The sequence below is a fragment of the Nocardia sp. 852002-20019_SCH5090214 genome (assembly GCF_001665865.1).
GTDB classification, from domain to species: domain Bacteria; phylum Actinomycetota; class Actinomycetes; order Mycobacteriales; family Mycobacteriaceae; genus Nocardia; species Nocardia nova.
Genome location: NZ_LZMK01000180.1, coordinates 21,243 through 38,318, shown reverse-complemented (window position 1 = coordinate 38,318; position 17,076 = coordinate 21,243). Strand labels below are relative to the sequence as shown.

Sequence of the window (17,076 nt, the reverse complement as noted above, 5' to 3'; positions counted from 1 at the left end):
ATGGGGCATGCCCGTCCCCCATAGGAGGAATTTCGGCGCACGGATGTTTTCGCGACTGCGCCCTGTGAGACCGCAGCGTGTGCTGCTGCGGTCTCACAGTGTGGAAGGCGTCGTGCGGCGCTTCGGGCTCAGGCGGCGGAAATGCCACCGTTGACGCTGATGGCCTGACCGGTCAGGCGGCCGGACTCCGGGCGGCACAGGAATACCGCCAACGCGGCGATATCGTCGGCGACCGGCACTCCGAGGTGTGCCTGCTGGGCGGCCTTGGCGAACAGCTTGGCGCTGAACCCGTCGCTGGTAATGCGCTCGGTGGAACCGGTTTCGTTGACCAGGGACGGTGTCAGCACGTTGGCGCGGATCCCGTCGCGTTTGCCTTCGATGGCAATCGTCCTGGTGAACATCACGATTCCGGCCTTCGCGGCGCCGATCACCGCCTCGCCGGGAGTTGCGGTCTTGCCCGCGTCGGATGCCAGGTTGACGATGACGCCGTGGCGCCGCTGTCGCATCATCGGCATCACAGTGCTCGCCATATGCATCGAAGGCAAGGCGAGATCGGTGTAGATGGTGGCGATGTCCTCGGTCGCGATCTTCGAGAACAGCTCCGGCTTGACGTCGGCTGCGGTCGAGCAGACCAGGATGTCGATGCCGTTCAGCAGGATTTCGGCCTGCGCGGCAATCGATTTCGCCGCAGCCGGGTCGATCGGGTCACCCTGAATGAAGCTGACTTGCGCGCCGGACTTCTCCACGAGCGACTTCGCCTGTTCGCCACGCGCTTCGTTTCGACCGACCAATACGATGCGAGGGACCCCCGCCTCGGCCAGCTGTCGCGCCGTCGCGAGTCCGATGCCGGCGGTTCCGCCGATGACCAGCGCCGCGCTGTCGGTGAGTTCCTTCGGCGGAGCGAGGATATGGCCCGATTCGGCCCAGGACTTGCTCACAGCGAGACCGTCCCGCGGGTGAAAATGTCCTTGGCGATGATCTTCTTCTGGATCTCCGCGGTCCCGTCCGCGACCAGGTAGGCCATCACGTCTCGGAAGCGTTGTTGCAGTGGGAATTCCACCGAGTATCCGAGGTTGCCGTGAATGCGCATCGCCGCCTCGATCGCGTTCTTGGCGACGATCGGCGGCCACCATTTGCTCATCGAGGCGAGCGAGGTGTGCGGGCGTCCGGTCTCGCGCGACCACAGCGCGCGATAGCAGATCCAGCGCGCCCCCTCGATATAGGTCGCGTGTTCGGCGAGCTGGAAGGAAACACCCTGGTTCTCGCCGATGGGCTTACCGAATGCCTCGCGCTGCTGCGCGTACTGTGCGGCTTCCTCGAGGCTCTGTTTGGCGGCGCCCAGGCAGAGCAGACCGAGCGCGGCGCGGCTGAAGTCGAAGTGGTTCATCACCGACTGGAAGCCCCGGCCCGCTTCGCCAATGATGTGCGAGGACGGGATGAAGACATCCTCGAAATGCAAAGCGCCCCAGCCCAAGGGCAGACACCCCATACCGGGCATATGGCTGCGGCTGACGCCGGGGGAGTCCAGCGGGACGACGAAACAGCTCACGCCGGTCGAGCGCGTGGTGCCCGCTTCCCGTGCGTAGACGAGGGCGACGGTCGCGTTCATCGCCCACGAGATGGCCGTCTTCTCGCCGTTGAGTTTCCACCCGCCGGGCACGGCGGTGGCGGTGGTGCGCAGGCCCGCCGCATCCGATCCCGACCCGGGTTCGGTCAGCGCGATCGCGATCGTCTCCTCTCCGGCGATCAACGGCGGCAGGTACCGCTCGCGGACCTCCTTCGAAGCCAGACTCAGCTGAGATCCCGAGAGTCCGATCTGTACTGGTACTCCGGCCATGTTCACATCGCCGTAGGCGAGGGTCTCGGTGGCGAGGCCGAGCAGGACCGGATCTTCGTGCCCGGTGCCGCCGTACTCTTCGGGCAAGCCGATGCCCAGGACCCCGAGGTCACCCAGCTTCTTGTAGATGTCGAACGGAAACTCCGCCGATGCGGCGCGGTCCCGGTAGCCGGGTAGTAGTACCTGTTCGCTGAAGCTTTCCAGCGTCTTGCGGAACTCCTCATGTTCGTCCGCGAATTCGAAGGACACCATCCGGGCCCCTCCTCTCTTAAGGTCCGACCAATATTATCATTGGTCCTTATTTAGACCTAGAGTGCCGCGGTGCGACCCGTGCCTAGGATCTGCGCCAAGCGCGCCTCGAACGCGCGTCCGGTGATTCCGAATCGCGTGAAGATCTCGTCTTCCGGCGGCCCGCCGAAGGGGAGCCAGATCTCCGCCAGGCGAACCATCTCGTCGGTCTCGCTGTAGGCGTGCGGAGGTGACGCGTGGCGGGTTCGGCGTGGCAGATCGCGCGTTTGCCGATATCGCCGGATTCGTTGCGCCAGTTGCAATCGGGCATGGGCACTCGGGGCGGATCGCATCGTGTCGAAAACTTCCATGGGGCGGCCTGCTCTGATGAGGCCGCACTCGAACGCGGCAAATATGGTCAGACCATAATATGGTCAGGTCCTTCTGTGTGCAATGGCCCGACGGCTCACGGGCCACTGCGCCACGTTCTCACCGCACGTCGAGATAGATACTCTTCACGTTCTGGTAGCTCGACAGCCCCTCCGGACCCAGCTCGCGGCCCATGCCGCTGTTCTTGATTCCGCCGAACGGCGCGGCCGGATCGTTGGAGTATCCGTTGATTCCGACCGTGCCCGAGGCGATGCGGCGCGCGAATCGGGCGCCGCGGTCCGCGTCCGCCGTCCATACCGTGCCGCCGAGCCCGTAGTCGGAACCATTGGCAATAGCCACCGCCTCGTCCTCGTCGGCGTACGGAATCACCGACAGCACCGGTCCGAAGATCTCTTCCCGGGCGATCGTGTGGTCGGGCCGCACGTCGGCGAAGACCGTCGGTTCGACGAACCAGCCACGATCGGAGACCCGGCCGCCGCCGGCGGTGACGCGCCCGCCGTCCTTGCGCCCGACCGCGATATAGCCTTCGACCCGTTCGCGTTGCCGGGCGGAGACCAGCGGTCCCATCTGCGTGGCGTCCGACAGCGGATCGCCCACCGTGATGCTCTTGGCGAGATCGGTGATCGTGTCGACGATTTCGTCATAGCGCGCGGCCGGCGCCAGGACGCGGGTGCACAGCCAGCAGATCTGCCCGTTGTTCAGCAATGTCGCACCGAAGAAGGATTCGATGTCTGCGGCGAGGTTCGCATCGTCGAGCACGATGGCGGCCGATTTGCCGCCCAATTCCAGCGTCACCGGTCGCAGCCGTTCGCCACAGGTGCGCGCGATCGCTCGCCCTGCGCCGGTCGATCCGGTGAACGACACCTTGTCCACACCCGGGTGCGCCACCAGGTAGGCGCCGAGTTCGCGCCCGCCGGGCACCACATTGAGCACACCGGCCGGCAGTCCGGCCGCCAGTGCGGCCTCGGCCATCAGGAATGCGTCCAACACGGTTTCCGGTGCGGGTTTGAGCACGACGGTACAGCCCGCCGCCAGCGCCGGCGCGATCTTCAGAAACGTGATGGCCTGCGGCACATTCCACGGCACGATGGCGCCGACCACACCGATCGGCGACCGCGTCACCGCGGTCGAGCCGCCGAGCATGCCGGGCCGGATTTCGTCCTCCTGATCGGCGACCATGCTGCCGTAGTACTGCAGAAGCAGTGCGGGAAAGCCACTTTCGAACTGCCGGGCCAGGCCGATCGGCATACCGTTCTGGCTGCTGACCCGGCGTGCGGTGTCTTCGCCCCGCTCCTGCAGCTTCTCGGCGAACTCGGCGAGTACTTGTGCGCGGCGTGCGCCGTCCCACTGCGCCCAGCCGGCCGGATCGTCGAAGGCCGCCCGAGCCGCGGCGACCGCTGCGTCGATATCGGCCTCGCTGCCCTCGGGGACGGAGCCGATGCGCTCCTCGGTAGCCGGTGAGATCACCGGGATGATCGAACTCGTGGCCGGCGCGACCCAGCGCCCGTCGAGATAGAGGTCGGTGTAATCGATGGTCATGATGGTGCCTTCTGCTCCGGACGGTTCAGTCGTGGACGAGAACGGGTTTGAGGACTTCACCGCGATGTTGCGCCGCGACGGCGTCGTTGATCTTGGTGAAGTCGAAGGTGGTCACCAGCTTGTCGATCGGGAACCGGCCGGCCCGGTACAGCTCGATCAGTTCCGGGATGAATTCGTCCGGAACGCTGTCACCTTCGATGATGCCGACGACCGTGAGGCCCAGTACCAGCGTCTCGATCACCGAAATCGGCAGCGCGGCTTCAGGATCGGCGGGTACGCCGATCAGGCCCAGCTTTCCGTGGAAGGTCATCGACTTGACCAGACCGTCGATCACCGCCGGCATGCCCGAGGTGTCGATGGCGTAGTCGACACCGGCGGCGACTATGGCACGAACCTGCTCCGCGACCGGACCCGCGCCAGGGTCGATGGCGTGTGTCGCGCCGAGTTCGATCGCGAGCTCGCGGCGCGAGGCATGGGGCTCGATGACGATAATGGTCGCGCACTCCCGCACCGCGGCGGCCATGACGGCGGCCAGGCCGACCGATCCCGCCCCGGCGACCAGCAGCGACGAGCCCGGCCGGCACGTGAGCGAACGCAGCACCGCACCCGCTCCGGTTTGGATGCCGCAACCGATCGGCGCGATTATCTCGGCCGGGAGGTCGCTCGGCGCCTTGACCACATTGCGCTCCAACGCCACGCTGTGGGTGGCGAACGAGGACTGCCCGAAGAACAGCCCGGTGATCGCCTCGGCTCCCGCCGACAGCGGGCCGGTGCCGTCGGCGCGCACACCGGCGTAGTTCAAATGCATGAAGTTGTGGCAGTACGACGGCGAATCGGCACGGCATGCCGGGCAGGATCCGCAGCTGGCGAAGGTGATCGCGACTCGGTCGCCCGGTGCCACCTTGGTGACGCCTTCGCCGATCGCTTCGACGACACCGCAGCCTTCGTGACCGAACACCGCGGGCAGGGCGACCGGCAGCGCTCCGTCGCGAGCGGCCAGATCGGTGTGGCAGATTCCGACGGCCTCGATCTTCACCAGCACCTCGCCCGGCTTCGGTCCGTCGATGGTGATGGTCTCGAGCGAGAAGTCGCTGTGCGGGGCGCGGGCGACCGCGGCCAATGCTTGCATGATCAGATCCTTCGTGTTTCGGCGCGATCGCTCGCGGCGACCGGTGTGTGATCGCTGCCCTGCGCGGCATGACGCAGGGAGGTGGCCGGATCGGCCAGAGCGGCACGATCCAGCCGCGCGCCGGTGCCGATGAGCTTCTTTCCGGCCATGAAGTCGGCTGCGGCGTTGACAGTTTCGACGCACTGCGCGCGCCCGTCGGCTTCCAGGTGGAACAGTGCGCAGGAACCGGTGCGGGGATCGCCGCGCAGCACCGCCGCGGTGCCCGGTGCCGGTACTCCGGCCATCTTCATCTTCAGGTCGAATTGATCCGACCAGAACCAGGGCACCTCGTGCGCGGGGACCGGTTCGCCGGTGATCACGGCGGCGGCCTGTCTGGCCTGTTCCGTGGCGCTCGGAATGCTCTCCAGCCGGACCAGTGCCCCAAGACCCTCGTGCAGCCGATGGGTGACATCGCCGATGGCCAGGATGTTCGGATCGCTGGTGCGGGCGGCCGCGTCGACCACGATGCCTGCCATGCAGTCCAGGCCCGCATCGCGGGCGAGACTGTCCTCGGGGGCGGCGCCGATGCCGACGATCACAGTGTCGCAATCGATGTCGGTGCCGTCGCCGAGCCGCACTCCCCGGACTCTTCCGTCGCGGCCGAGAACTTCGCGCACGTCGGCGCCGGTGACGATGCGGGTGCCGCGTGCGAGATGGCTGTCGGTGAGGATGCGCGACAATTCAAGGCTCGCCACGCGCGCCAGTACTCGGTCCTCACGTTCGATCACGGTCACCTCACACCCGCGTGCTCGTGCCGCCGCGGCAACCTCGAGCCCGACATAGCCGGCGCCGACGATGGCGATACGCGCTCCGGCGAGCACTGCGGCCCGCAGCTCGGTGGCATCGGCGAGGGTCCGCAGCGTGAGCACGCCGGCGAGATCGGCTCCGGGGACAGGGAGGGCACGGGGACTGGCGCCGGTGGCGAGTACCAGGGTGTCGTAGCGGACGGTTGGTCCGGACCGCGTGGTCACCGTCCGTGCCGCGCGATCGATGCCGACCACCGGATCGTCCAGATGAAGTTCGATGTGGTTGTCGGCGTAGAACGATTCGGGCCGCAACCACTGCACGTAGTCGTCGCTGTCGTACTTCTTCGACAACGGCGGCCGATGATACGGCGGGACCGGCTCGGCTCCGTACATCACCACGCGACCGGTGAATTTCTGCTGCCGGAGCAGACCGGCGAGTGTGCCGCCGGCCTGTCCCGCTCCGACGATCACCACAGTGTGAGTCGGATGCTCGGTGTGCATTGCTGCTACCTGTCGAATTCGATCGCCACGGGCATGTTCTTGAGCCCGCCGACGAAGTTCGTCTGAATGAACCGCTGGTCCCCGGTGGGCGTAATCGACTTCACATGGGGCAGTAGCTCTTCGAGCATGACGCGCAACTCGAGTTTGGCCAGGTGCTGTCCGATGCACATATGCGGCCCGTAACCGAAGGCGATGTGCTTGTTGGGTCGCCGGGTCACGTCGAAGCGATCGGGGTCCGGGTTGGCGTCGGCGTCGCGGTTGCCCGACTGGTACAGCAGCATGAAGCGGTCGCCGGCGTGAATCTCGCGTCCGCGCAGCGTGTAGTCCTGGGTCGCGGTCCGCATGAAGTGCTTCACCGGCGATGCCCAGCGCAGCGACTCGTTGACCAGGTGCGGGACCAGCGACAGGTCGTTGCGGACGCGCTCGAGCTGCTCCGGATTGCGACCGAGTTCGAGCATGCCGCCGGCGAGTGTGCTGGAGGTTGTGTCGTGGCCGGCGGTCGCGATGGCGATGAAGTAGCCGTAGGCCACCTCGTTCGGGTAGTACTCACCGTCCGAGTTGCGAGCTTCGGCGATGATGGTGGCGAGGTCATCGCGGGGGTTCTGGCGCCGATCCTGAAGCAGCGTCTCGAAATACGCGAAGAAATCCTGGATCGTGGCGACCCACTGCTTGGCTGCGGCGTCCGGGGTGAGCTGCTCCACGTCTTCGCGTGCGGCGTCCGGGTCGGCGGTGCCGAAGAACTCCTGCGTCAGCGACATCATCCGGGGCTCATCGGATTCGGGAACACCGAACAGGCTCATGATGACGTGCAGTGGATACTGCAGCGCGAAGTCCTTGACGAAGTCGATCCGCCCATCGGTCTCGAGCAGCCGCGCCACCGCGGACTTGGCCAGCTCCCGGATCACCGATTCCCACTGCGCCAGGTTCTGCGGCCGAAACCAGTCCAGCGCAATATCTTTGATCTCGGTGTGCTCCGGCGGATCGAGGTAGGTGAGGGTTTCCAGGATCCGCAGGCTGCCGTTGTTGATGCTCTTGGTGAACGCGTCGCCTGCCTGATTGGCCAGAATCGGATTGACCGAACCCTTGTGCTCGCCGCCCGCGCTGGTGAAGATGTCGGGCTGGCGTTCGATCTCCATGAGGTCGGCGTGCTTGCTGACCAGCCACAGCGGGTCGTAGCCCTCGACGACCGCGCGGCCGAGCGGATTGTTCTCCCGCAGCCAGCGGTAGGCCTCGAACAGCGCGTCGTTGTCACGGTGGCCCTCGGGAAGCACGATCTGCCGGGCGATGGTGTCCGGGATCAACTCGGTGGCCTGCTCCGTGGTGCTCATTGTCTCTCCTCGCTCGATCGGGAAGTGGTACCCAGCGTGGCAGCGGGAGAGGTGAGTCACATCACACCGATGCCGGAACGGTGTCGGCAAAAAGGGGGATTTGCGGCGCGGGAATCACCCCGATGGCCGATGGTGATCGACCGTCGTGGGGATGTCTGCCCACCTTCGCGCTTCGCAGACTGGAATCGCTGGTAAGCAGCGTTTCACCTTTCGGAGGAGGACCCCATGCCCACCGTTGTCTATCGACTGCCCGACGGCACGGCCCATTCGGTCGACGTTCCCGCCGGCCAGACGGTGATGGACGGCTCCGTGCGAAACAACCTGCCGGGCATCGTCGCCGAATGCGGCGGAAGCTGTTCGTGCGCCACCTGCCATGTATATGTGGAGGATGAGTCCGCCGCGGCGTTCGGCGAGCCGTCCATGGAGGAGCAGGATCTGCTCGAATTCCTCGACGGGGCGCGCAGTTGCTCCCGGCTGGCCTGTCAGCTGGTGCTGAATGCGGAGATGGAGCCGATCACCGTGACGGTGGCGCAATCGAATGGTTCGTGAGAGATCCAGCGGAATGGCGGGCGATCAATACACTACGGTTGGTCGCCCCCAACTTTCGCAGTATCCGTTTGACATGCGATTTCACTGTATCGACGGTGATGACCAATTCGTTGGCGATCGCGGTATTGGACGAGCCCGTGAGTATCAGTCGCAATACTTCGCTCTCCCGTTCGGTCAACGGTTCCATCCATGAGGGAGCGGGCGGTGTGGACTCTCGTACCGTCTGCCCCGCCGGGACATCGGTGTGACCCTCGCGTGCGACACCACTCGATCGAAGAAGCTCGAGCTGCCGGGTTCTGCGCGCGGCCAGGCCCAGCCGCCGCAGGCATCCGCCGAGCACCTCCAGCAACAGCGTGGTCGAATCATGCTGTGCCGCATCGAATGTTCCCGCCACATGAACGATCAGAGCGGGCGTGTCGCCGACGGTGACGGCCATGATCGTGCAGTCCTGTGGGAACAGATGCCTCAGCGCCGCCACCGGCCGGCCGGTCAGCGGTGCGCCGCCGCCAGTGACGACGCGCGACTCCGCCGATCCGGGAAGCAGCGGGTAGTCCGCCGGGATCGCCGCCGCGTCACCGGACTCGTAGGTCGCGACCGGCACGGCTCGATCGGCCTCGATACTGGAGGCCAGCACCCGCTCGGCGGAGCAGATATCCGCCAACGCCGCGCATGCACGTCGAAGTAGTACGGTGCCCGACGAGGCATCGGTAAGGTCCGCGACCGCCCGGTCGAGGCGCTGAGCCGCGCGGCGAAGCTCGTCGATCTCGTTGTCGCGCAACGCTTGTTCTCGTTCGAGGCGCTCGGCGAGTTGGCTACCGAGTTCGGTCAAGCGAGGGCCCGACGCCGTTCTCATCGCGGCGATGAGTGCGTCGGCGGTCGGCTCGACATCCTGCGCGTCCCGGTCTGCGGGGTCACGCTCCGCCGCCTCCTGCGGCCCGGATCCGCTCATGCCGAAAGTCCCGGCGGCGACCGGTGGCCGGCGTAGAGGGCGGCGGCTTCGGCTCTGGTGCTGACGCCGATCTTTTTGAAGATGCGTTGCACATGCGATTTCACGGTGCCGTCGGAAATGCGCAGTTGTCGCGAAATCGCGCCGTTGGTGGCGCCACTGGCGATCAGTGCCAGCACATCGCGCTCACGGGCAGTGAGCGCTGTGAGGTAACGTGTTGCGCGCGGGGCAAATTCGAGTTCCGTCGAATGCGCGACAGGCTTGCCCTCGAGGTCGTCGAACCCGACCTTCGTGTCCTCTAGCTCGCGCAGCGCGCGCTGAAGTTTGTTCAAATCCTCCGTGGTGCGGCGATTCTGTTCGGTGATCGACGCATGCAATTGCGCCGATTCGGCCGACAGCGCACACGCCTGCGCCAAGGTGGTGATCAGATGGAAGTCCGCCTCGTTCAGGTCATTGTCGTGACGGTCGACATGGACGATCGCGACCGCTCGATTCGCGACGACGATCGGTACCGCGAGATAGCCCGCCGGGCGGCTCAGGTCCAGCAGCGGCCGATACGTGTGCCGGTTGACCTCGGCGGGCCCCACCGAATACGAGCGACGGCGCCGGACCAGCTCCGCCTCCCGAGGCGCATCGCGCAAGGGGATCGACCGGCCGTCGACCGCGGCGACCAGCGGATCGTAGTCATGACCCAGTTCCGGATTCACCGAGACCGATACCGGTGACCAATGCGACCCCGAGACCACCGAGTACATCGCCTTGCCGTAGCCCAAGGCGGTGCACAATTCGCTGGTCAGCACGCTCGACAGCGACGCATCGCGAGCACTGTCGATCGCCCGCACCACGCGAGTCAGGCCGCCGAACTGCTTGCTGTGCACGTGAATGCGGCGGGCGATGTCCGCCCGTATGGCCTTGTCGACCGTCATCAGGATCGTCGCGACCTCGGCGGTCACCTCGGGGGCGGGCAAGCCGATGCGCAGCGCACGACTGGCGTAGTCGCGCACCAGCGACAGGCTCGGATTGAAGTCCTGCAACCGCAGCAGCTCGGGATCCGGGCCGATCAATTCCAGCAGTCGCGTGAAGGCTTGTTCGGCGACATGGGCGTCGCTTCCCGGGCGAGTCCGCGTCATTGCTGACTGCACAGTCACTGTCACTCCTTGCGCAATGAGATCACCGACGTGCGGCGGTATTCGTCGACGACGACGCCGTGTGACCCAAGGCACACAATACCATGTATATGGTATGTCCAAATATGGCGGTTGATCCAATGCGGGCAGCGTCGACTCCGAGATTCGGTCGGTCTTCGACCCTCTGCTCGAGTGCTGGAACGCGAGGCATTGACCCTTCCAATAATTTGGTCGTACCATATAACAGTTACGGCGATATGGAGGTAGGCAACGTGGCTGGTGTGTGGTTCGACGAATTGTCGGTGGGGCAGAGGTTCGAGCATGCGATTCGGCGCACGGTCACCGAGACGGACAACGTGCTGTTCACGGCGATGACGCACAATCCGGCGCTGCTGCACCTCGACGAGGAGTACATGCAGGGGACGCAGTTCGGTCAGCGGATCGTGAACAGCGCGTTCACGCTGGGGCTGATGGTCGGGATCTCGGTCGGCGACACCACGCTGGGGACGGCGGTCGCCAATCTGGGCTGGGACGAGGTGCGCTTTCCCAAGCCGGTATTCCACGGCGACACCCTGCACGTGGTGACGGAAGTCCTGGAACTGCGCGACTCCAAGTCGCGACCGGATCAGGGAATCGTCGTGTTCTTGCATCAAGCGTTCAACCAGCGCGACGAACTGGTCGCTTCGTGTAAGCGATCGGGTCTGCAACGGAGGAAGCCGCAGTGAACGCGCCGATCCGATCGTTCCTGTTCGTCCCCGGCGACAGCGAGCGAAAGATGGGCAAGATCGCCGATTCGCCGGCCGATGCGGTGATCCTGGACCTCGAAGACGCTGTCAGCGCGAGCCGGAAACCGATGGCCCGGAAACTGGTGGCCGAATTTCTCGGCGCCGAATCCGGCTCCGCGCGGAGGCCGCAACTATGGGTACGGATGAATCCACTGGGGACCGAGCATGCGCTCGCGGACCTGGCCGCCGTCGTTGCCGCAGGGCCGGCCGGGATCATGATTCCGAAGATCGACGGACCCGCCGACGTCGAACGCGTCCATCACTACCTCGAGGTCCTCGAGTGCGCCCACGGACTTCGGGCGGGCAGTATCCGTGTGCTGCCGGTGGCCACCGAGACGGCCCGCGCACCGTTCCGGCTGGGCGATTTCGCCGAGGCCGGGATCGAGAGGCTGTACGGATTGACCTGGGGTGCAGAGGATTTGAGCGCGGCGTTGGGCGCCTCCACGAATCTCGGCCCGACCGGGGAGTGGGCCGTCACCTATCGCATCGTGCGTTCGCTGGCTTTGATGGCCGCGCGGGCGGCGGATGTCGAGGCCGTCGAGACACTGTATGTGGACATCCGCGACACCGAGGGGCTCGCGGAATCGTGCCGTCGCGCCCGCGCCGAAGGATTCAGCGGCCGGATCGCGATCCATCCGGGGCAGGTCGACGCCATCAATGCCGCATTCACCCCGACGGTCGATGAAGTGGAGTACGCCCGGCGGGTCGTGGACGCGTTCTCCGAGGATGTGGGAACTGTTGCGCTGGACGGGAAGATGCTCGATCTGCCGCATCTGAAGCAGGCCGAGCAGGTGCTCGCACTGGCGGGCCACACACGAGAATCCTGAGGCTGGGTGGTCGCCGCCAGGGCCCCCACGGCTGCCGCTGCCGTCTCACCTTCCTGCGGGGCCGCGATCGTGCGGTCCGGCCAGGGCGCCCTGGCGGATTGGTCGCGCTGCCTCCACTGTGATCGGCGCCATTAAGCGTTGCATCGGACGGTGCCGATCGCCGCGATGGCGGTTTTGCGTGTTTCAGTGCCAGATATCCGCGCTGTACAGCGAAAACACACCGTCGATCAAGACCCCAGCCACCACAAATGCTTGCGCTATTCGGTCCAACCATTCTAATCTTTGGACGAAGCGCGGGATGCACTGATAGAGGATGGACACCATGACCAGCGAGCGGAATCTCGGCCGATACACCCAGGCGCAGATCGAGGAGTTCTACGCGACCGGGCAGTGGGCCGACGTCAACTTCACCGAGTTGCTGCGCTCACGCGCCGAGGCGAATCCGGACAAGGTGTTCGTCACCGACGGCACATACGCCCTCACCTTCGCCGAGCTCTACGACACCTCGCAGCGCTTGGCGCTGGGCCTGCACCGCCAGGGCGTGCGCGCAGGTGACCGTGTAGCGGTCCAACTTCCGAACTGGGCCGCCTTCGTGCTGGTCGCGGCGGCGCTCGCGCGGATCGGTGCGGTGATGGTGCCGATCATGCCGATCTACCGCAAGGACGAGGTGTCGCATGTGGTGTCGGATGCCGCGGTCCGGATGGCGATCGCACCGGCACAGTTCAAAGGGTTCGACTACCTGTCGATGTTCGAGGAGATCCGCAAGGATTCGGACACCCTCGAGTCGATCGTCGCCGTGCGCGCGCCCGAGGACGCTGGTGACGCGCTGGCCGAACGCGGGATCATGGTGCTCGAGGATCTGATCACCGCCGACGATTCCGCGAGCGTCGACGCGACGCTCGACCTTCGGGTGCATCCGGACGATCCATTCGTCATCGTCTACACGTCGGGCACGACCTCGCGCCCCAAAGGTTGCTTGCACACCTTCAATACCTATGCCTCCGGCGCGCGCGCCCTGGTTGTGGCGTTCGGACACACCGAGGCGGATGTGCAATTCGGGCCGTCGCCGATCACGCACACGACGGGTCTGGTGACCAGTGTGCTGATCCCGCTGGTCGCCGGTGCGTCGTCGCACCTGATGGCGGAGTGGAATCCGGAACGGGGCCTGGCCGAGATCGAGAAGTTCGGCTGCACAGCGGCGGTCACCGCGACCACCTTCCTGCAGACCCTGGTCGCGGCAGCCGAGGAACACCCGGAGTTCGACCTGTCGTCGTTGCGGGTGTGGGTATGCGCCGGCTCTCCGATCCCGGCGGCGGTCGTCGAGAACGCCAAGGCCAAGCTGCCGAGTACGAATGTGCTCTCGCTGTACGGGCGCAGCGAGAATCTGTCGACGACGACGTGCCGCATCAACGGAGACCCGCGACGGGCCATCACCTCCGACGGCACCGCGCTGCCCGGCTCGGAGGTGCGCATCGTCGGGCCCGACGGAAACGAACTGCCGCGCGGAGCCGAGGGCGATATCGCCTATCGCGGTCCGGAACACATGATCGAATACCTCAATCGCCCGGAGGAGACAGCGGAACTGTTCACTCCCGATGGGTTCTCGCGTTCCGGCGATCTCGGAGTGATGGATGAGCAAGGGTATGTGCGAGTTACCGGCCGCACCAAGGACATCGTGATTCGCGGTGGCATGAACATCAGTGTCCGCGAAGTCGAGGACAAGCTGGCCGATCACCCGGACCTGCTCGCGCTCGCCATCGTGGGCATGCCGGATGAGAAGCTGGGGGAGAAGGTGTGCTGCTATGTGGTCACCAAGGCGGGGCACACCCCGCCGACTGTCGAGCAACTACGCACGTATCTCACCGATCGAGGTGTCGCCATTCAGAAGACGCCCGAACGCGTCATCGCGGTCGACGAACTGCCGATGACCGCGACCGGCAAGATTCAGAAGCACCTGCTGCGCATGCGGGTGGCCGCCGAGCTCAGCCAACCGACGGCGGCGGGTGCTCGTTGAGTTCGGCCTTCACGCCCGAATTTCTGATCAGTGGCGCTGAGGCGCTGGTGCGCGTGCGGCCGATCGGTCTGTCGTCGGACCGCGCCGAATTGGCGGTCGAGTCGGGCCCCTGGTTGCGGGATCCGGCTGCCGGTGTCAGCCGGGCCGCGCTCGCAGTGCCGCTCGATGATGTCACGGGATACATCGTCGCGGCGGCATCGCCGTGGGATAAATGGCCCGTGAGCCTCGGGATCCGGCTCGACCTGCTCGCGGATCCGCCGGTGGACGGATCGCTGCTGGCGGTGACAGGTGAATTGATCGGCAGCGACGATCGCGGCGGGACGACTCGTGGCGTGGTGACCGACGCGGCCGGGACGGTCATCGCGTTGATCACCCAACGCTCGCACCTGCTTTCGGTCGACGGACCGCCCACCGCCCCGGCCGTGGAGTTCGATGCTCCCGTGGAGTCGGTCTCCATTCGCGATGCGCTGGGCGTGCGTGAAAGTGCTTGCGGTATCGTGGAATTGCCCGCTTCGGCATTCGCTGCCAACGGCATCGGCGATGTGCACGGCGGAATCCTGCTCTGCGGAGCGGAATTCGCCGCCATGTCGGCGCTCGAAGCCGACGGCAGTCTGCGGACCACGAGCATCGATATGGTCTTCGTCCGGCCGGGCAACGCGAATGACACCACGACCTTCCGTGCCGAAGTAGTCCACCGCGGTCGCTCGCTCGTGGTGGTTCGAGTGGTCGCCGTGAACGCGTCGGGCAAGACGTGCGCCGAGGCAACCGTGACCGTACAGCGGGAGATCTGATGAAAGCGATCGTGATGTCGGACTTCGGCGGTCCGGAGCAGTTGGTGTTCCGTGAGGTCGACGAGCCGATCGGCCGGAATGGTTGGGTCACAGTCGACTTGCGTGCGAGCGCGCTCAACTGGCACGACGTGCTGGTACGTCGCGGGCAGTATCGTTCGCCGCTGCCGCACACCCCCGGCGCGGACGGCGCCGGCGTGCGCACCGACACCGGCGAGGAGGTGGTCATCCTCCCCTCGCTGTTCTGGGGGGACCGCCATGACGCCCCCGCGGCCGATTTCGAGATCCTGGGCGACCACGTGCCGGGAACCTACGCCGAACGGGTCTGCGTTCCCGAGCAATGCCTGGCCCCCAAACCGGCCGGCTATTCCTGGGAAGAGGCAGCGGCCCTACCGCTCGTGGGCGTGACGTCGTATCGGGCCCTGGTGACTCGGGCCGGCCTGAGCGCGGGGGAATCGCTGCTCATCATCGGCGCCGGGGGCGGAGTCGCGACGATGGCGCTGTCGCTGGCGACGGCCCTCGGCGCCCAAGCTTTCGTTACGGCATCGTCGGAGGAAAAGCTGGCCAGAGCCCGCAACAGCGGTGCCGCCGGTGGCGTCCTGCATTCCCGCGAGGACTGGCCCCAACAGGCAAAGGCGTTGTCCCCGGACGGAAATGGGTTCGACGTCATCCTCGACCCGGTCGGCCTGTGGGACCGGTCGGTCGAAGCTCTGCGGCCCGGCGGGCGTGTGGTGGTTCTCGGCGCCAACGTCGCCGAACACGTGACCATGGACGTCCGCCGCTTCTTCTTCGGCCAATACAGCCTCTTGGGCACGACAATGGGCGGCCTGGGTGATTTCCGCGGCCTGCTGAACCTGGTCGCCACCGGCGCGGTGGCCGCGCCGACCATCGCCGCGACCTATTCGCTGGACGACGCCGCACAGGCACATCGGCATCTGGAGGCGGGCGACGCGATCGGCAAGATCGTGCTCACTCCTTGAGCATCAATCGCTCGGGCTTCGCGTGCGTCGAGTACGTCTTCTGCAGCTTCCGGATGGTTGCGCCGAGAATCCGCAATCTGCTGGACGCCAGCCCACAATCGCCGGTCGTCGATACCGATCTGGTCGAGCAGGAACGGATCATCACGGCCCGCAAGGTGTTGCCGTACAGCACATTCGCGTCATATACGACCACGCAGGCCATTCAGATACCCAATTCCTGTCCCAGGTCGGAGAGTTCGTCGCGGCGGCGCGGCCGGACTCTTCGAGTCGGCGTTGACAGGCACGAAGGTCGGATCCTCCGGCGGTCCCCGGACATGCCTGCGACCGATTGACCGGGGACGTGTGTTGGCATCGCCGACGTCGAGGACGGCTGGACCGGAACGGTCCAGCCGCTACCTCAGTGCGACACCGTGATTCGCACCCGAGCAACCCCCGTGATGACCACCCGGTCACCGGATTTCGCGTGCAGTGACAACGTCGCGATGGCGGTTGTCGCATCGATCGAATCGACCTGACCGGCGAGGTCGATCGTTTCTCCGATGCGCAAGGGGGAGGCGAACCGCACCGAGTACGAGATCAGGTGCTCGATGTGAACCAGGTCGGAAACCCAGGCGGCGAGCATGCCGGCCTGCATCTGGCCCATCGAGATGACTCCGGGCAGGCCGGCTCGGATCGCGTAGTCGGGGTCGTGGTGCAGCGGGTTGAAATCCCCACCGGCGCCGGCGAATCGGACGATATCCGTCTGGGTGATCGGGCCGATGCGGCGGGATTCCAGTTGCGCGCCCGGTAGCAGGGTGATGGGGGTGCGGGTCATCATGCGCCTCTTTCGATCAGGACTTCGCGTTGGGTGAGCACGCGGTCGCCCGCGCTGTCGGTCCATTCCGTTTCCAGAGTGACCAGGCGCATCGTGCCGCCGCGTTTGCCGTCCTTCGTGGTGTCGTCGACGACGCGACGCGTCCCGGTGAGGCGGTCGCCTACCGCCGGCGGGCGGGTGTAGTGCCATTCAACCGATCCCACCACCACGCGTTCGATCGCGAGTCCGAGGTCGCGGACGAATTGTTGCTGGTTTCGGTGATGGCCGGCGACGACCACATGGGTCGGGGTCGCCGGGAGCTTGGTGAATCCGGCTGCGGTCGCGGCCTCGGTGTCGGTGTGGACCGGATCGAGCGCGTGGGTGGCTGTAGCGAATTCCCTGATCTTCCCGGCTTCCACCTCGAACGACACGACGTCGAGGACGCTGCCGGCCGGTAGCTGCCGAGCCGTGGGGCTCGTCATGGGGTACCTCCTGGATTTTTTGGTCTGACCTATTGTAACGTTGGTCCG

Annotated in this window: 18 protein-coding genes; 6 read left to right on the top strand and 12 right to left on the bottom strand. The window is 65.9% G+C overall.

Annotated elements, in window-relative coordinates; genetic code table 11:
• Positions 1-128: 128 nt before the first annotated feature.
• From A5780_RS14115 to A5780_RS14085, 7 genes are all read right to left on the bottom strand, one after another.
• Positions 129-938: an SDR family NAD(P)-dependent oxidoreductase gene (locus tag A5780_RS14115; protein ID WP_197521752.1), complete on the bottom strand. Its 810-nt coding sequence runs from the start codon at positions 936-938 to the stop codon at positions 129-131.
• The gene (locus A5780_RS14110) at positions 935-2,089 is read right to left on the bottom strand and encodes an acyl-CoA dehydrogenase family protein (protein WP_064908649.1); all 1,155 of its coding nucleotides are present in this window, start codon (positions 2,087-2,089) and stop codon (positions 935-937) included. Before A5780_RS14110 ends, A5780_RS14115 begins: the two co-directional genes overlap by 4 nt.
• 56 nt (positions 2,090-2,145) lie before the next feature.
• Entirely contained in the window at positions 2,146-2,436 is a 291-nt protein-coding gene (locus tag A5780_RS14105) for a hypothetical protein (protein WP_064908648.1), read from the bottom strand.
• Positions 2,437-2,554: 118 nt separating this feature from the next.
• Positions 2,555-3,994: an aldehyde dehydrogenase gene (locus tag A5780_RS14100; protein ID WP_197521751.1), complete on the bottom strand. Its 1,440-nt coding sequence runs from the start codon at positions 3,992-3,994 to the stop codon at positions 2,555-2,557.
• A 25-nt stretch (positions 3,995-4,019) separates the two neighbouring features.
• Positions 4,020-5,123, bottom strand: a complete 1,104-nt coding sequence (locus A5780_RS14095; protein WP_064908647.1) for an NAD(P)-dependent alcohol dehydrogenase — start codon at positions 5,121-5,123, stop codon at positions 4,020-4,022.
• A gap of 2 nt (positions 5,124-5,125) precedes the next feature.
• Positions 5,126-6,409, bottom strand: coding sequence for an NAD(P)/FAD-dependent oxidoreductase (locus A5780_RS14090; RefSeq protein WP_064908646.1), 1,284 nt, complete (start codon positions 6,407-6,409; stop codon positions 5,126-5,128).
• Positions 6,410-6,414: 5 nt separating this feature from the next.
• The gene (locus A5780_RS14085) at positions 6,415-7,737 is read right to left on the bottom strand and encodes a cytochrome P450 (RefSeq protein ID WP_064908645.1); all 1,323 of its coding nucleotides are present in this window, start codon (positions 7,735-7,737) and stop codon (positions 6,415-6,417) included.
• 225 nt (positions 7,738-7,962) lie between these two features.
• Here A5780_RS14085 and A5780_RS14080 point away from each other — a divergent pair, with 225 nt between their 5' ends.
• A complete protein-coding gene (locus tag A5780_RS14080; RefSeq protein WP_063001613.1) occupies positions 7,963-8,286 on the top strand; it encodes a 2Fe-2S iron-sulfur cluster-binding protein in 324 nt (107 codons plus the stop codon).
• Here A5780_RS14080 and A5780_RS14075 read toward each other — a convergent pair.
• Complete coding sequence (locus A5780_RS14075) at positions 8,252-9,235, bottom strand: LuxR C-terminal-related transcriptional regulator (RefSeq protein ID WP_082976469.1); 984 nt, start codon at positions 9,233-9,235, stop codon at positions 8,252-8,254. The genes A5780_RS14080 and A5780_RS14075 overlap by 35 nt on opposite strands.
• Entirely contained in the window at positions 9,232-10,380 is a 1,149-nt protein-coding gene (locus A5780_RS14070) for a LuxR C-terminal-related transcriptional regulator (protein WP_231982950.1), read from the bottom strand. The genes A5780_RS14075 and A5780_RS14070 overlap by 4 nt, the downstream gene beginning before the upstream one ends.
• A 251-nt stretch (positions 10,381-10,631) precedes the next feature.
• On the opposite strand from A5780_RS14070, the gene A5780_RS14065 reads away from it, so the two are divergent.
• The 5 genes from A5780_RS14065 to A5780_RS14045 all read left to right on the top strand — a co-directional run bounded on the left by A5780_RS14065 (position 10,632) and on the right by A5780_RS14045 (position 15,753).
• Complete coding sequence (locus A5780_RS14065) at positions 10,632-11,084, top strand: MaoC family dehydratase (RefSeq protein WP_063001721.1); 453 nt, start codon at positions 10,632-10,634, stop codon at positions 11,082-11,084.
• Entirely contained in the window at positions 11,081-11,971 is an 891-nt protein-coding gene (locus tag A5780_RS14060) for a CoA ester lyase (protein ID WP_082976468.1), read from the top strand. The genes A5780_RS14065 and A5780_RS14060 overlap by 4 nt, the downstream gene beginning before the upstream one ends.
• Before the next feature lie 322 nt (positions 11,972-12,293).
• On the top strand, positions 12,294-13,985 hold the full coding sequence (locus A5780_RS14055; RefSeq protein ID WP_064908651.1) for an AMP-binding protein: 1,692 nt from the start codon (positions 12,294-12,296) through the stop codon (positions 13,983-13,985).
• Positions 13,982-14,776: a hotdog fold thioesterase gene (locus tag A5780_RS14050; protein ID WP_064908643.1), complete on the top strand. Its 795-nt coding sequence runs from the start codon at positions 13,982-13,984 to the stop codon at positions 14,774-14,776. The genes A5780_RS14055 and A5780_RS14050 overlap by 4 nt, the downstream gene beginning before the upstream one ends.
• Positions 14,776-15,753, top strand: a complete 978-nt coding sequence (locus A5780_RS14045) for a zinc-binding dehydrogenase (protein ID WP_064908642.1) — start codon at positions 14,776-14,778, stop codon at positions 15,751-15,753. The genes A5780_RS14050 and A5780_RS14045 overlap by 1 nt, the downstream gene beginning before the upstream one ends.
• Here A5780_RS14045 and A5780_RS14040 read toward each other — a convergent pair.
• The 3 genes from A5780_RS14040 to A5780_RS14030 form a co-directional block, all read right to left on the bottom strand.
• Positions 15,743-15,946: a hypothetical protein gene (locus tag A5780_RS14040; RefSeq protein ID WP_156769498.1), complete on the bottom strand. Its 204-nt coding sequence runs from the start codon at positions 15,944-15,946 to the stop codon at positions 15,743-15,745. The genes A5780_RS14045 and A5780_RS14040 overlap by 11 nt on opposite strands.
• Before the next feature lie 204 nt (positions 15,947-16,150).
• Entirely contained in the window at positions 16,151-16,567 is a 417-nt protein-coding gene (locus A5780_RS14035; RefSeq protein WP_064908640.1) for a MaoC/PaaZ C-terminal domain-containing protein, read from the bottom strand.
• Positions 16,567-17,028 carry a MaoC family dehydratase N-terminal domain-containing protein gene (locus A5780_RS14030; protein ID WP_064908639.1) on the bottom strand — a complete coding sequence of 154 codons (462 nt, stop codon included), beginning with the start codon at positions 17,026-17,028 and terminating at the stop codon, positions 16,567-16,569. The genes A5780_RS14035 and A5780_RS14030 overlap by 1 nt, the downstream gene beginning before the upstream one ends.
• Positions 17,029-17,076: the final 48 nt, after the last annotated feature.